This is a genomic window from Parahalioglobus pacificus, assembly GCF_014652275.1.
Classification (GTDB): Bacteria; Pseudomonadota; Gammaproteobacteria; order Pseudomonadales; family Halieaceae; genus Parahalioglobus; species Parahalioglobus pacificus.
In genome coordinates, this window is record NZ_BMYM01000001.1 from 1,062,994 (window position 1) to 1,077,576 (window position 14,583).

At 55.0% G+C, this 14,583-nt stretch carries 13 protein-coding genes; 5 read left to right on the forward strand and 8 right to left on the reverse strand.

Annotated features, from left to right (window positions below):
• Positions 1–100: 100 nt before the first annotated feature.
• From IE089_RS04940 to IE089_RS04950, 3 genes are all read right to left on the reverse strand, one after another.
• Positions 101–586 carry a DUF6702 family protein gene (locus IE089_RS04940; RefSeq protein WP_189475686.1) on the reverse strand — a complete coding sequence of 162 codons (486 nt, stop codon included), beginning with the start codon at positions 584–586 and terminating at the stop codon, positions 101–103.
• A complete protein-coding gene (locus IE089_RS04945; protein ID WP_189475688.1) occupies positions 565–2,907 on the reverse strand; it encodes a M1 family metallopeptidase in 2,343 nt (780 codons plus the stop codon). Before IE089_RS04945 ends, IE089_RS04940 begins: the two co-directional genes overlap by 22 nt.
• 78 nt (positions 2,908–2,985) lie before the next feature.
• Entirely contained in the window at positions 2,986–4,095 is a 1,110-nt protein-coding gene (locus IE089_RS04950; RefSeq protein ID WP_189475690.1) for a BamA/TamA family outer membrane protein, read from the reverse strand.
• 146 nt (positions 4,096–4,241) lie between these two features.
• On the opposite strand from IE089_RS04950, the gene IE089_RS04955 reads away from it, so the two are divergent.
• The 4 genes from IE089_RS04955 to IE089_RS04970 are packed head-to-tail and all read left to right on the forward strand — an operon-like array spanning position 4,242 to position 8,392.
• A complete protein-coding gene (locus tag IE089_RS04955; RefSeq protein WP_229802590.1) occupies positions 4,242–5,411 on the forward strand; it encodes a Gfo/Idh/MocA family protein in 1,170 nt (389 codons plus the stop codon).
• Complete coding sequence (locus IE089_RS04960) at positions 5,411–6,460, forward strand: sugar phosphate isomerase/epimerase family protein (RefSeq protein ID WP_189475692.1); 1,050 nt, start codon at positions 5,411–5,413, stop codon at positions 6,458–6,460. The genes IE089_RS04955 and IE089_RS04960 overlap by 1 nt, the downstream gene beginning before the upstream one ends.
• Positions 6,461–6,508: 48 nt before the next feature.
• Positions 6,509–7,792, forward strand: coding sequence for an MFS transporter (locus IE089_RS04965; protein ID WP_189475694.1), 1,284 nt, complete (start codon positions 6,509–6,511; stop codon positions 7,790–7,792).
• A 30-nt stretch (positions 7,793–7,822) separates the two neighbouring features.
• Positions 7,823–8,392: a heme-binding beta-barrel domain-containing protein gene (locus IE089_RS04970; protein WP_189475697.1), complete on the forward strand. Its 570-nt coding sequence runs from the start codon at positions 7,823–7,825 to the stop codon at positions 8,390–8,392.
• A gap of 72 nt (positions 8,393–8,464) precedes the next feature.
• On the opposite strand, the gene IE089_RS04975 is transcribed toward IE089_RS04970, so the two are convergent.
• The gene (locus tag IE089_RS04975; protein ID WP_189475699.1) at positions 8,465–9,274 is read right to left on the reverse strand and encodes a CmcJ/NvfI family oxidoreductase; all 810 of its coding nucleotides are present in this window, start codon (positions 9,272–9,274) and stop codon (positions 8,465–8,467) included.
• Between the two features lie 130 nt (positions 9,275–9,404).
• Here IE089_RS04975 and IE089_RS04980 point away from each other — a divergent pair, with 130 nt between their 5' ends.
• Positions 9,405–9,707: a 4a-hydroxytetrahydrobiopterin dehydratase gene (locus IE089_RS04980; RefSeq protein WP_229802591.1), complete on the forward strand. Its 303-nt coding sequence runs from the start codon at positions 9,405–9,407 to the stop codon at positions 9,705–9,707.
• A gap of 314 nt (positions 9,708–10,021) precedes the next feature.
• Here the strand turns inward: IE089_RS04980 and IE089_RS04985 are convergent, their stop codons facing one another.
• The 4 genes from IE089_RS04985 to IE089_RS05000 form a co-directional block, all read right to left on the reverse strand.
• Positions 10,022–10,753, reverse strand: coding sequence for a hypothetical protein (locus IE089_RS04985; protein ID WP_189475701.1), 732 nt, complete (start codon positions 10,751–10,753; stop codon positions 10,022–10,024).
• A gap of 89 nt (positions 10,754–10,842) precedes the next feature.
• A complete protein-coding gene (locus IE089_RS04990) occupies positions 10,843–11,325 on the reverse strand; it encodes an ABA4-like family protein (RefSeq protein WP_189475703.1) in 483 nt (160 codons plus the stop codon).
• Positions 11,326–11,586: 261 nt separating this feature from the next.
• Positions 11,587–12,630, reverse strand: a complete 1,044-nt coding sequence (locus IE089_RS04995; protein WP_189475705.1) for a linear amide C-N hydrolase — start codon at positions 12,628–12,630, stop codon at positions 11,587–11,589.
• Positions 12,631–12,706: 76 nt separating this feature from the next.
• Entirely contained in the window at positions 12,707–14,338 is a 1,632-nt protein-coding gene (locus IE089_RS05000; protein WP_189475707.1) for an amidohydrolase, read from the reverse strand.
• Positions 14,339–14,583: the final 245 nt, after the last annotated feature.

The following is a 14,583-nucleotide window of genomic DNA, read 5'->3' on the forward strand; positions in this document are numbered from 1 at the left end:
ATCAAGTGTAACTGCCTCCGAGCATTGGTCAAACCGTGTATCAGGCTAGGACTACGCTGCACGAGGAAAGTTCGAGGGCTTCCCAACGGCGTGCCAGCCGTCAGGGTCGCCAGAGCGGCTGTGTGGACGTTTCGGCATTGAATATCAAGGATTCGGCCTGCCACAGGGGTCGAACCTGGTTGACCTGTCCCTCCACGGTGTCCAGGAGGAGGGTGTTGGTCAGTGAGAGCGGCTGCTCGGCGGGGGCCGCCAGTGTGAAATACAGCCAGGTTTGTCGGTACTGCACGGAGGTGCCCACCAGGGTGACCGGCGCCACAGAACCCTGCGGATCGGCAACCTGGAAATGCCGCTGGAGATAGGCGGCAAGCAGGGTGTCGATATCGGGTTGCTGCAGGTTGACGGGGGCGCCACTGATGAATGCCAAAGCCTGCTCAAGATCCTCTGGAATCACACGCAACGAGACCTCCAGCGAGCTGCGGTCCTCGCTCCAGTCGACCTCGGCAAAACTGGTGTGGTTGGGATGGGCCTGGGCCAGTGCAACGCACAGGCCCAGCACAAGGGCGATTAACGGATGGGCTGTTCCCACTGCTCTTTATCCTGATGACGCATTGGATTGGGCTTCTCGCTCTCTTTGAACAGCTTGAAGCGGCTGGCTTTGGGTTGGCGCGGCCAAGCGTTATCCGCGGTGTTAGCATCCGCTGTGCTGCGATACGGGTCAAACTCGATGCTGGTGATCTCTCTGTCCGCAATAAAGAGCTTGGTCACGCTCTGGGCATTGCGACGCCAGATCTCAGCCGGAATCACCATCTCCTCGGTTTTGCCACCCGCGTAAGTGATACGCAGGGGCAGCGGCGTCACCAGTCCACCCACATTGTCAAAGCGCACGGTGTAGAAGTTCTTGTCAGCGGCCAGAAGGGCGCGTTCCTTATCGGTCAATGACTGCTGCAGTTTCTCGAACTGCGCGTAGTCGTAAGGTGTCACGTCAAACTCGTCATAGTCGGTGTAGAAGTCGCGCAGGTCGCGGTTACGATCCACCAGGGTCTCTACGTCGGCATTGCGCTGCTGCGACAAGGTAGGCTCCTTGCGCTCTTCTTCCTCGCGCTGCCAGGCCTTTTCCACATCGGGATTGCCCGTATCAACCTGATAGAGCGAGACATCGGCGATGCTGATATCGACATGCTCAGTACCGTAGAACCAGCCGCGCCAGAACCAGTCCAGGTCTACCGCAGAGGCATCTTCCATCGTGCGGAAGAAGTCCGCGGGCGTAGGACGCTTGAACATCCAACGCTGTGCAAACTCGCGGAAGGCATAATCGAACAGTTCACGCCCCATGATGCTTTCGCGCAGTATGTTCAGCGCAGTAGCCGGTTTGCCGTAGGCGTTATTGCCGAACTGATGGATCGTTTCCGAGTTGGTCATTATCGGAACCTGCGGGCTGCTGGTCATGTACTCGATAATGTTCTCAGGTTCGCCGCGGCGTGAGGGGTAGCCATCCTCCCACTCCTGCTCGGTGACGAATTGAAGGAAGGTGTTCATACCCTCATCCATCCAGGTCCACTGACGCTCATCGGAGTTCACAATCATGGGGAAGTAGTTATGACCCACCTCGTGAATGATGACAGAAATGAGGCCGTATTTACTGCGCTCCCAGGTTTTGTCACCGGCAACCTGGCGCACGTCCCAGTAGGTTTGGTCAGGGTAGGGGCGTGGTTTGTTGAACGTGATCATGGGGTATTCCATGCCGCCCACGGGGCCGTTCACCGAAATAGACACCGGGTAGGGATACTCAAAGGTGTAACGTGAGTAAACCTCGATGGTGTGTGCAATGGCAGGCGTTGAGTACTGGCTCCAAAGGGGTTCCGCCTCGTTGGGGTACAAAGACATCGCCAACACGGTGCCACTGCCACCATTGGGAACGGCTTGGGCGTCCCAAATGAACTTGCGCGAAGACGCAAAGGCGAAGTCGCGTACGTTTTCAGCAAAGAATCGCCAGGTCTTTTGGTCGCGACTGCGGCTCTTCTCGTTCTGTTTGGCTTCCGCCGGCGTCACAATGAACAATTGCTCAGACGATGTCTGTGCGCGCTGGTAGCGTTCGAGCTGTGCGGCTGTCAGTACTTCATCGGCGTTTTGAAGCACACCGGTTGCCGTCACGATGTGATCTGCTGGCGCGGTGATTAAGACCTCAAAATCGCCCAGTTCCAGGGTGAACTCGCCGTTGCCGAGAAATTGCTTGTTCTGCCACCCCTGATAGTCGGTGTAGGCGGCAATGCGGGGATACCACTGGGCAATTTCATACAGGTAGTTGTCGTCCGCTTCGAAGTATTCATACCCGCCTCGGGCGCTCACTGTAGTGGCATCGATAATGTTGTGGTCCCAATCGATACTGAAGGTGAACTGCGCAGCGGGTGCCAGAGGCTCAGGAAGTTCGATACGCATCATGGTCTTGTTGATGGTGTGCGCCAGGGGCTGACCATTCGCGTCTGTTACGGCGTCGATTTTGAAGCCGCCATCAAAATCCTGGCGCTCCAGCAAGTGCGCCATGGTGCCGTAGGGAAACTTGTCGAAGTTGGGCGCGGTGCGCGTGAGCATATCGTCCGAGTCGGGCTGGAAGCGATTCTGATCCAGTTGCACCCATAGGTATGTCAGCGTGTGGGGGCTGTTGTTGGTGTAGTCGATGGTGACCAGGCCATCGAGGCGCTGGCGTTTGTCGTCCAATGTGACTTCGATGCGGTAATCGGCCCGTTGCTGCCAGTAGTCAGGCCCGGGAGCGCCGCTGGCAAGGCGCGTCTCGGTGGGTGTGTTTAGCAAGTGCCCCAACTGGGCGAACTTCTCGGGGCCGGTGGTCGCTGCCAGAGCGGCACTTGAGAAAACCGAAGCAGCTATAATAATGTTTTTTAACAGAGACATAGAGGCTTTACTTAAAGTAAATATGAATTAGGCGAAGATCGCAGTATATCGGCTTTGATCCCGTGGGTCTCTCTGTTGTCAGAACGGATGGCCCAGGGTGAGATAAAAGGCAGAGTTGTCACTTTTACCCACCGCGTAGTCGGCTCTAAGCTCGAAGCCGGCCTCGGGCTTCAGCAGGTAGCTGATACCCACGCCGCCCGAGGGGTAGAGGTCGTCACCGCTGCCGCAATCCGAGACCGATTCGAACAGGCAGCCGACTCCCGCGAAAACATTGGCACCCCAACGCCCGGTGAGGCTGAAGCGCGCGTCAACATCCAGGTGTGTGTAGTTCTCAGCAAGGTAATTGCCACGTGTGTACCCACGAAGTCTCACCGACGAAAAACCGCCCAGCGGCGCATCATGGGTGAATCGGCTATAGGACTGAAGCGCAATGACGTGGCTTCCAACGGGCTGGTAGTGACTGAAATCCACGTTATAGGCGTCGAATGACTCATCACCGCCCAGGCTCTCCCTGTAGGCTGTGTTATGCAGGCTCAAGCGCTGTCCGCGGTGGGGGTTTCGAATGTTGTCGCGGGAGTCATACTCAACCGCCAGGCCAATGCCGTTAGAATCGAAACCGACCAGGCCAATCTGCTCCAGGATGCCACCCAGCAAGCCATCTGCGCCGATCGCATAATTGCTGGATAAGGCCTGAACACCGAGATACCAGTGCTCAGACAGGCCATAAAAGTAGCGCGCGGCAAACGCGGTCAGGTCATCCTCGGTTCGCGCGGGCAGCCCGGTTCCGAGGAAGTCATCGTAGTCATTGCGAATCACGCCGTTGATGCCGCCCAACTGAACCCTGTGACGGTTGCTGTCCCAGTACAGGTCCGAGAACCCTCCGAGCATCCAAGAGTCGGTATCGCTGTAGTTCCCGAAGGCTACGACCAGTGAATCTTTGGACAGCTCATCGATTTTGAAGATATAGCCTGCAACGGCACCGGCGGTAGTGCCAAGTTTGGGATCGCTACTCAGAGTTGGCGTCAGTAGCCAGGGGCTGTCCGGGTCGAGGAAGGTCCCACCGGCTTCCTCATCAGCGGCGGTTGCCACGCCCAATGGGCCCAGGAGAAAAATAGCGGCCAATGCGATAACGGCCCAGATGCCCGGCGCTGGCAAGGTGTTCCGAAATAAAAGTGGCTGGGCGCGCATTCGTTTGGTCCCGGAAAAAGTCGGCATGGTAGCCGGATAACATCGTCACGTGAATCGGCGAGCCTAACTCACTGCACACGCCGTGATTCGATGTTCTGCGCTAACCCCTGGTAAGTGTTAGGCTTTCGGGCTTCGGGGAGGAGCACATGCAACGCATAAGAATGGGCATGGTCGGTGGCGGTGAAGGTGCCTTTATAGGTGCCATTCATCGCATGGCGGCAGCACTGGACGGGGAAGTGGAACTGGTGTGCGGTGCATTCAGCCAATCGCCAGACAAGGCTCAGCGTTCCGCCACCACATTAGGGATTCCGACTGATCGGGGCTACCCGGACTACATCACTATGCTGGATGCGGAAGCGGCGCGACCGGATGATCAGCGCATGCAGTTTGTGGCCATTGTGACCCCCAATGACACGCATTTCCCCATTGCCTCTGCGGCACTGGCGCGTGGGTTTCACGTGCTGTCCGACAAGCCCGCAACCCTGGATTTTCAGCAGGCGAGGGCGCTGGCGCAGGCGGTGCGAGAAAGCGGTCTGTGCTACGGCATTACCCATACCTATACCGGCTACCCGATGGTTCGAGAGGCAAGGGCGCGCATAAAGGCCGGGGAGTTGGGGGGCATACGCAAGGTGCTGGTGGATTACTCCCAGGGCTGGTTGGCGAATCACGGAGAAGAAATTACCAACAAGCAGGCGCAGTGGCGGCTTGATCCCGAACGAGCCGGGGCCAGCTGCTGCATGGGCGACATTGGTGTACACGCGGCGAATCTGGCGGAGTACGTCAGCGGGCAGCAAATCACTGCGCTGTGCTCTGATCTCAGGGCCACCGTGAGCGGTCGCGCTCTGGATGATGACGGTGCAGCACTGCTTAAGTTTGACGGGGGCGCACGCGGCGTTCTTAACGCGAGCCAGATTGCGACGGGGGAGGAGAACAATCTCGTTATTCGCGTCTATGGAGAGCGCGGTGGACTCGAGTGGCGGCAGCAGGAGCCCAACACGCTGTGGCTGCGCTGGCCAGACCAACCGCATCAGCAGCTGCGTGCAGGCGCTGAATACCTGAGTGCCGGGGCACAAACCGCAACGCGCACGCCTATGGGCCACCCGGAGGGCTACATTGAAGCCTTCGCCAACATTTATCGCGAGTTCGCCGCGTGCGTGCGCTCTCACAACAATCAAAGAATCCCGCCAGAGGAAGCCAGCGATCTGCCTGGCATAGCCATGGCGCTGCGCGGTATGGCGTTTATAGAAACGGCCGTTAACGCCAGTCTTAGCGAGCAGAAATGGCATGACATACCTACCTTGGAGGACAGCCACTGATGAAAGGGCCCGCTATTTTTTTAGCGCAGTTTGCAGACGACGCGCCTCCGTTTAATGACCTTGCAAGCATCGCCAGTTGGGCGGCGGGTATGGGCTATCGCGGCATTCAAGTCCCCACCTGGGAAAGCAACCTGTTTGATCTGAAGCAGGCGGCCGAGAGCCGTGATTATTGCGACGAGGTCAAAGGCGTTTGCAGTGCGGCGGGGGTCGAGATCAGTGAATTGTCCACGCACCTGCAGGGGCAGCTGGTTGCGGTGCATCCCGCCTTCGACGAGCAGTTTGATAACTTCGCACCCGCCGAGGTGCGCGGTAATCCCGAAGCCCGCCAGGCATGGGCTGTGGAGCAGCTGATGCTAGCGACGAAAGCCAGTGCCAATCTTGGTCTGAATGCACACGCCACGTTTTCGGGGGCGCTACTTTGGCATACCTTTTATCCGTGGCCGCAACGACCACCCGGACTGGTTGAGGCAGGCTTTGAAGAGCTCGCGACGCGATGGCGCCCTATATTAGACGCCTTTGATGATGTGGGTGTGGATGTGTGTTACGAAATCCATCCCGGGGAAGACTTGCACGATGGCGTCACCTTTGAGCGGTTTCTTGCTGCGACTGGCAATCATCCGCGCTGCAATATTTTGTATGACCCCAGCCATTTCCTGCTGCAACAGCTCGACTACGCGCAGTTCATCGACATCTATCACGAGCGCATCAAGATGTTTCATGTGAAGGATGCAGAGTTCAACCCCAATGGCCGCAGCGGCATCTATGGTGGTTATCAGGACTGGGTGGATCGCCCCAGTCGTTTCCGCTCGCTGGGCGATGGGCAGATCGATTTCCGGCGAATCTTCAGTTTGCTGACGCAGCACGGCTATGAAGGCTGGGCAGTGCTGGAATGGGAGTGTTGTCTGAAGCATCCAGAGGACGGAGCCCGGGAGGGTGCTGCGTTTATTGCGGATCATATGATTCGCACCACCGAAAAAGCCTTCGACGATTTCGCCGGCGGCGATCAAGACCCTGAAAGTCTGAGGCGCATGCTGGGACTCGCACGCTAGAACGCAACGACCGCGATAAAAACAATAACGACAACAAATGGGCTTGGTATGACCGACACGGGAATCGATCGCAAACGGCTTTACTTCATCGGCAACCTTTCGATTTTCATGATCGGGCTGGGTTTTGCCGTTCGCGCCACCATCGCGCCAGACCTGCAAGCCGATATCTACATACCTATCGATGCAGCGACGTCAGCTACGCGTCTTGGCGAGGCACTCGGCGTTACATTCACGGGCTTTGCATTGACCCTGTTGTTCGGCAGCGCGCTGGTGGACCGCATGGGCATGAAAGCGATGTTGTTGCTGTCAGCCCTTGGGTATCTGGCAGGTTCCCTGGGACTGTTCGTCGCAACGCTGATGCCACCTTCTGGCACCGTGGAGACCATCGTCATGATCAGCCTGCTGCTGACTGGCCTGGGTTGGGGTGCGGTAGAGGCGGCCTCCAACCCGATGATCGCGGCGCTCTATCCCGATGAGAAAACGCACAGGCTGAACATACTGCACGCCTGGTGGCCGGCGGGTATCGTTGTGGGTGGACTTGCGGGCGTGGGGCTGACACAGGCAGAACTGGCCTGGGAGCTGAATCTACTATTGCTGGTATTGCCGTCTCTGTTGATGGCCGTGCTTGTGGCTACTTCGGCATTCCCTGTTACCGAGCGCGTGGCCAGCGGTGCCAGCTATGCCGATATGCTGCGCGAACTGATTCGCCGGCCGCTGTTCTGGGTGTTTTGGGCCTGCATGTTCCTCACGGCTGCAGCAGAACTGGCACCCGGGCAATGGGTGAATATAGCGCTATCTAACATCGTGGGCATGCAAGGCATTCTTTTGTTGGTGTATGTAAGTGCCTTGATGTTTGTCATGCGCCATTTCGCCGGGCCCATCGTCAGTCGCATTTCATCGGTAGGGCTGATGTTTGTGAGTTGCCTGGCGGCCGCTGCCGGGCTTTACCTGCTGAGCCTTGCCAACACACCGGCATTGGCATTTGCCGCTGCCACGGTATGGGGCATTGGCGTTTGCTACCTGTGGCCGACCATGTTGGGTATTGTCGCAGAGCGCTTCCCCACAGGCGGCGCACTGGCCATGGGCTTAATGGGCTTTGCAGGCGGCATGTCGATTCAGTTCGTGCTGCCTAGAATGGGCGCGATCTTCGATGCGGCAAAACTGGAAGCCGCAGGTGGTGCCGAGCAGCTCGCTGGGCTGTCACCTGATGCGATGGCAGAGGTAGTTCGTTACGCGTCCGTAGAATCTTTTCAGTCAGTAGCAGTGGTGCCGCTGGTGCTCTTGCCGGTTTTTGCCATTATCGCGATAGTCGATAAGCGAAAGTCGGCTTAAACTATTTCTAAAAAATCATCGGGGGATGACATGAGCACATCAATCAACGGCGTAGATTATGGCCCGCTATTTCAGCTATTAGGTAAGTGGTGGGGTGACAGAGGTTTGGATCTGTCGCCAGAGCCCGATGGCGAAGACAAGAATGCCTACTACGATGAAATCGAGTTCACGCCTGCCGGCGCGGCTGAAAACGCCGAGGAGCAGAACCTTGTCTGTGTTCAATACCGTCAGGTAGTGCGCAAGCGCAAGAACGGCAAAATCTTTCATGACCAGATTGGCCACTGGATGTTCGAGCCGTCTACCGGCCTTTTGATGCACTCCCTGAGCATCCCTCGGGGCGTTTGCGTGCTCGCCGGTGGCGCCATTAGCGACGAAGGGGCGGGGCAACGATTTAAGGTACAGGCAACCGCCGGGGATGAAACCTTTGGTGTTGTGCAGTCGCCGTTTATGGTGGAGAAAGCCAAGACCACCGCGTTCTCTATGAGCCTGCTGGTCGACGGGGATGAGCTGTCGTACCGCGAAGTGACCTCCCTCGACATATACGGGCGCGCCTTCGAACATGTCGACGAGGCAACACTGCAACGTATTGTCTACGACTAAGGTGGGCAGTGAATCCCCACAATACGAGGACAAAGACGCTGGCATCAACGGTGATGCACTATTTGGCACGTGTTAGAAAAGAACGAGCATCCTGGATTCCATGCTTTCACGGGGCGGCGCATTGAGCGGCGCAGTAGCGTCTTCAAACGCCGTGTGAATGGCGCGTTTGGCCGCACCACCTGGCTGACTATCGTAGGTCTTGATGAGTAGCGCCTCGTCGAATCTCAACTGCGGATAAAAGTACCACCGCTGATCCGCTCGATATGTGACCAGTTCCAGCTCACCAATCCGATCTGCAGTACGACGCTCCGCCGCTATCACGTTGTCTTCGACGACCGTTTGCGCATCGCAGCAGGCGAGGGGAGAGCGCATGACCGTCCCGTTAATGGATCGCCAGAGGTTTACAATCATAAAGCGCTTGTCTTTGTACTCGTCCAAAACTTCAGCGCCCAGAATCTCACCCAAGCGCTTGTGCGCTGAGCTTTCCGTGTAATCATTGTGAATTAACGCCGTGGCCTCACGCGTTTGCTGCTGCCCACGTATCTGCGCGGAGTCAGAGCGGTGAGTATGATCGAACACCATGAGCTGCTTGCCACCGGTAGCTGCCAAAACCAATTGCCGCAGCTCTTCTTCATAGTCTGCCAGCTGATCTGCCAGTGCGTAAAAATCATCGACTGCCGTATTGTGGTTTACTAGGCTAAAACCTTCGCGTTCCAGTGATGGGGTAGGGGCGAGTTCTCTGGCGTTGAAGACATCCACCCTTCTGTCATCGAAGGGCACATTGATATCCAGCTGTGCATTTGCGCCTGCAGTTGACGCGTTGTAGACCACGGGCTGATCAGGTGGCGCGATATAGCGTAATGACGCGGTGACTGACTGCATGCTTGTCTGACCTCAACCTGAATAAAAGCTAAAACTTAACCTGTTACGTGCCATTTCGCACTATTGCGCACCTCATCTGTACCATGGCGCGCCGCGTAACATACGAACAGTGACTGGGGAAATGATGCCGATGATGTACGAACCCGTATCGCAATCTGATCTCGTCAACCTAGAATCGCGTGGGTGGCGGGTGGTGGATGACAAGCTCAGGAAAAAGTTCGTATTTGCCGACTTCGTCGAAGCGTTCGGATTCATGGCCAGCGCCGCATTGGTAGCAGAGCGCCTGAATCATCACCCGGAGTGGTCAAATATTTACAACAAGCTAGACGTTGTTCTGACTACCCACGACGCTGGCGGATTAACCAGTTCCGATGTGCTACTCGCTGAAGCCATGGAAGACCTGGTTAGAGCTGGCGGAAAAGTGCCGCAGTAGTCCCGAAACATCCCGCGACCGCGCCCCCAAGGGAAAAGTGTGGATTGGCAGTGCATACGATTACTGTGGCGACAGACATATACCCCGTATCGGAGACGTGCGAGTTTTAGGCTGAACTGATGTTGCGCCTAGTATCAGCGCGCACACTTACCTATAGCGACACAATGGGCACACAGCTGGAGTGGAAAACTCTTGGTGGGAGCGGCCCCTGCGTCAAAGGGCCAAAGCAACGTTTTTCGTGCCGTTTAGGTGCGCGTCTATCGTGGAGTAGCTGCCTGCTGTATGCCGATATCGAAACAATCGCTTACGCTGTCTCAAATAGGCCAGATGGGCAGGCCCGCTTTTGCCTGCTGAAACAGGAAAATTGCCAGGCCCAGCTGCGCCACAGCTGCGGTACCCACGACTTGCTTTGCACGCCAACCCCGCTTATCCGACAGCCACCCGAGGAAAGGCAGCGTCTGCATGAGGTGAAGGCTAACGAAATGTGAAGGTCGAAGGTCTCCATATTCTCTCGACCAACCAAAAAAGGGTACGGTCGCGCCACCACCCTCCAGAGAAGCACCGACATAGCGGCTGGTGCTTGACATCTCAAAGCCGATAAAAAGTGTTGAAATGAAGGCGAGTCCAAGACCCACAACAGCCCCCAACCAAAGACCAAAACGAGAGCGATCGCCGCGTCGCAGTATCTGGATGCAAAGGACTAACGCAATCACCATTAAAAGTAGTGCACCCACGCCCATAAGGGCGTACATAATCGATTCGAAAGTGGTATCGAAATTAAAGTGAGATCGCTTGCCATGAGCCGCTTGGAAACCGACCCAAAGAAATTCAAATATCAAGGCGACAGCAGCGAAGTATGTGGCTACCCGTAGAGCTCGACCGTTCCTTACTTCAAAGGGAAGTAACTGCGCTAACGTTGCTATCGTAAGAAAGTGTAACGCCAACGACAGATTAAACTTTTGGGGTTTTACCCACACTCCCGCGCCATCAAGGGATCTTGGATCAATGACCATCGCCGGAAGGAACACCACAAAACTAGCCAGCATTAACACTGCGAGTGAGATGTTAAGCCTGGTTACGTGGTCGTGAGACAGACCACGCGAGCAAAGATGTTGCGTTGAGCTAGCTCGGGTAATCATCTATTACTCACGCCTTCGCCAAAACCTGCGCCTAGCATTTCTTTGTTGAGTAATTTGGCGATGACGTTAACTGTCAGAAATAGCGCCAAACCCAGAGGTCCTAGCATAAAGGTTGCCAGCAGAATAGGCACCTGCGCCAGCCGGCTCACTCCAATTTGATCCGCTTGCACCGCAATCCAGCCACCCACAAAGAGATCGAAGGCAAGGTAGTGAACCCATCCCGCAAACAGTAGCTGCTTATTTTGAAACAACGCTGCCACCTGAGCGAGCGAAGCAAACCCGCCACCTTCTACGGTAAACATGTATGCCATCGCGAACCCGGCATAGAGCAGCGACATACCAAATGGGATAAAAAATCTTGGAATCGCCATAATCCATCTTGTACGCCGAGGTGCAAGTATGAGTATTAACCAGCCGACGCTTGCGGTCGTTGTCGCCAAACTGAACCACTGGTCAAGGCTGAAAAATATCGCGTCCATGAATGCCACCTATTAGCGTCAACGCAGTGTCTAGCTTTACATGAAGTGTGTCCAGAAACTTTGCGGCAGGCGTGTGAGAATGCTACGGGAGATGTCACCAAACAACCCTGCAAGACTAGTTTCGCAGATCCGCTCTGGCGGCGTTCCATTGGACGACAACATGCGGTCTTGACGTCTGCTGTAGCCCAATGGTTACCACATTGTGAAAAAGCTTTTATGACGTCTTGCGTATGGTTGACGCCCAAGGCGCTACCTAAATCCTCAATGGGCAAGGAACTGGAATGGCTCAGCGGGTTGGAAATACGTTGAGACCTCGCCCGACAGCATTGGGTTTTCGGTAAGGCTCAGCTTCGATGGCTCAGAGCTCTCGGATAGATCTAGCTTGTCTAAATCCACCCAGAAAATTGCGGGTTTATACGCAGATTCGAAGTAGTAGCGCTTATTGGTGGTATCTGATGCAGTTCTCCATAAGGTTGATGCAATGTTAGGCTTTTCTGGATCTGAAATGCCCAAGGGTACAGATATATTGCGGATCAAAGAAAAGACTGTTGCCACCGCAAGTTGGTTCTCTTCTACTTTTGGCGCTGATTTGAGGTTCCAACTTACTCGAGCGAACCTATCTGAGGCGCGATGTGTACCCGGTAGCATCTTCAGCCCACCGACAGTGTCCCAGTAGCTATTTATTGCAAGTTGCTGATCGAATGTCGGAGAGTTAGTCATGACCGTATAAGTACGATCGTGATGTATGACCAACGCTCCGTCCACATACTCCAGTATTGCGCTATCGCCCGAAGAGTCAGCCAAAGATAGGTGCGCACTGGCGGCTTTACCGCCTGGCAACTCTGGTGCAACTATGACAAACGGCTCCTTGGCCAACGCAGTCACCGCATCGTTGACCGAACCGAAGTTGTCCAAAACATACTGAAGCCAAGCGCCGACTGAAAGCTGAGGCTTTGTAGACGAGTCAATATCACCGTAATCAGCTTCAGCCAAATAGAGGATATTGCCGACAAGTCCCGCATTGTTCATGCCGTCTGTAGAGGCTGCGTCATAAGCATCAACAATCACGGATCCGAACTTTGAAGTCCATTTAATAGCATCAGGCCCAGTGCCGCCGTCGCGTTCCATGCCCACGGGGAACGCCCATAAATCTGAACCCAAATCGTCGTACCAATCCATGGTTCTACCGATAATGTAATTTCCGAGACCGGACTCGTACAAAATACGCGTACAGGCTTCAGATTGCCACGAGGCGAATACAGTGAATGAACACACCAAAAATGAAAAGAGCGATTTTCTGTACATAGGAGACTGCCTTTCTTGGTAAGAGTTTTGACGTTAAGTTACCGACCCATTTAAACCGCGTCACTTCGCAGGCTGATCAGTTTGGATCTAGTGGATATAGCTCCCCCTCAAAAATGGTTCCCCATATTGGGATATCCTTAAGGCGTTGTATCGGCACCTCTAAGGGGTTTTCACCGAGAACTGTAAAGTCGGCGAGTTTTCCGGTAGAAATCGAACCGATAGACGCTTCCATTCCTAAGCTACGTGCAGCTTCGATAGTCACTGCTGTCAAAGCCTGCATAGCGGACACGCGTTGTTCGCGTCCCCACACGTTGCCGTCACTGGCTTCGCGATTTGTTGCCACCCAAGCCAGCTTCAGTGGCTGCAGTGGCGCCATACTGAAGTCGGAGTGAAAAGAGAAGCGCACCCCAGCACGACTGAGTCCGCCCAATGGCGATAGGTTTTTCGCGCGTTCGGGACCCAAACCGTGTTCCGAATAAATCGGCGCCAGTTCGTAGAGATAATAAGGATTATTGGACACTTCAATACCAAGCTGAGCGACCTGGGCATGCTGATCCTCGCGAGCGTAACCATAATGTTCAAGTACGATGCGAGGCTGCTTATCTGGAAACGCCTCTTTCATTCGAGCAATGTCCATTAATACTCGATCTAGGCCGGCGTCCCCATTCACATGGATGTGAATGTCCCAATCGGCACGCCAAAATGCCTCCAGTAAAAGTGATTGAGACTCGGGCGGCATCATCCATTCGCCCTGGTGGCCATCAATATAGGGTTCAGTCATCTGCATCATCTGGCTGAACATTGCGCCATCAGAATAGTACTTGATATGGCGTGAAAATCTGACTTTCTCGGTTGACTGGGTCAGCAGATGTTCGGCTGCTTCAACAACACTGTGGAGCGATGAGTATTCGTTGCTCAGATACATGGCATTAGGGATTAGGACAAATCTGTATGGACGCTTCCGCAACTCCCAGCGGAGAGCCCAGAGCTCTGCTAGTGAGTTGACTTGCGGAAAGCCTTGCTCGCCAACCGTTGTGATGCCCCCTCGGTGAATGAGCTCGCTCATTCTAGAAAGCCCTTTTAGATACTTTAGCGGTGATGCAATTTTCGCCATCATTGGCCCGCCTAACGAGAACAGACCTGCCTCCCAGATGTGTCCGTTTTCCCAGCTAGCGTGCGGCTCAGCAGCGAAGTCTTCCTCAGTAAGGCCAAGCTCATTCAATGCAGCCGAATTGAAATACATTTCGTGTATTGAGCGCTGCCAGATCATAATTGCTCTAGCATCGGAGATCGCGTCTAAACGTCGTTTATCAAGGCGACCGTGGTAGGGTGCATGGTAGCCCCAAGCCATTAACCAATCGGTCTCCGGTAATGCCGCGTCTAGCTCAAGCAGACGGGCGTCAAAATCTGCCTCGCTTCTGACAGGTTTAGAACTACCGTCAATTGTCGGCCATTCCATTGCAGCAACGATTTCCATCGGCAGAATGCTAGCTGCGATAGTCGGGTGGATGTGAGGGTCGATAAAGCCTGGCAATAAAATGTGGGCATTGAATCGACGGTCAACGCGAGCCAACGCCGCTGCGTGTTCTTCTTGTAAATCGGATAAGGCGCCAACCCCAACGATTCTCGCGCCTTGAACGGCAACGGCCTCAGCGCGTGGTTGCTCGGGATCCATGGTGATGATCTGTCGGGCGGTGTAGATGATCACTTCGCTGGATTCTCGATCACCGCTACATGCCACTATCGTTAGAAGCACGATAACCAGAAAACCAGCCGTTAATGGCTCGAGCGATAGTCTCATTTTCTCAAGGAGCCAACGAACCATAAATAATTGTTTCCGAATTGCGCCTTGATGCGTAGTCAATACTTATTGGGATAATGCAGTTTGGTAAAGCCATGCTGTCGCTAGCAGACACCAAAGGCCATTTCTTAGCTACTCACCCAATGGCGTTC

Bases quoted from the DNA above. Each gene is read 5' to 3' on its own strand.
- IE089_RS04965 (WP_189475694.1), top strand. From the start codon at position 6,509: ATGACCGACACGGGAATCGATCGCAAACGGCTTTACTTCATCGGCAAC.
- IE089_RS04980 (WP_229802591.1), top strand. From the start codon at position 9,405: ATGATGTACGAACCCGTATCGCAATCTGATCTCGTCAACCTAGAATCG.
- IE089_RS04945 (WP_189475688.1), bottom strand. From the start codon at position 2,907: ATGTCTCTGTTAAAAAACATTATTATAGCTGCTTCGGTTTTCTCAAGT.
- IE089_RS04990 (WP_189475703.1), bottom strand. From the start codon at position 11,325: ATGGACGCGATATTTTTCAGCCTTGACCAGTGGTTCAGTTTGGCGACA.
- IE089_RS04970 (WP_189475697.1), top strand. From the start codon at position 7,823: ATGAGCACATCAATCAACGGCGTAGATTATGGCCCGCTATTTCAGCTA.
- IE089_RS04995 (WP_189475705.1), bottom strand. From the start codon at position 12,630: ATGTACAGAAAATCGCTCTTTTCATTTTTGGTGTGTTCATTCACTGTA.
- IE089_RS04960 (WP_189475692.1), top strand. From the start codon at position 5,411: ATGAAAGGGCCCGCTATTTTTTTAGCGCAGTTTGCAGACGACGCGCCT.
- IE089_RS04985 (WP_189475701.1), bottom strand. From the start codon at position 10,753: ATGCTGGCTAGTTTTGTGGTGTTCCTTCCGGCGATGGTCATTGATCCA.
- IE089_RS04950 (WP_189475690.1), bottom strand. From the start codon at position 4,095: ATGCGCGCCCAGCCACTTTTATTTCGGAACACCTTGCCAGCGCCGGGC.
- IE089_RS04975 (WP_189475699.1), bottom strand. From the start codon at position 9,274: ATGCAGTCAGTCACCGCGTCATTACGCTATATCGCGCCACCTGATCAG.
- IE089_RS04955 (WP_229802590.1), top strand. From the start codon at position 4,242: ATGCAACGCATAAGAATGGGCATGGTCGGTGGCGGTGAAGGTGCCTTT.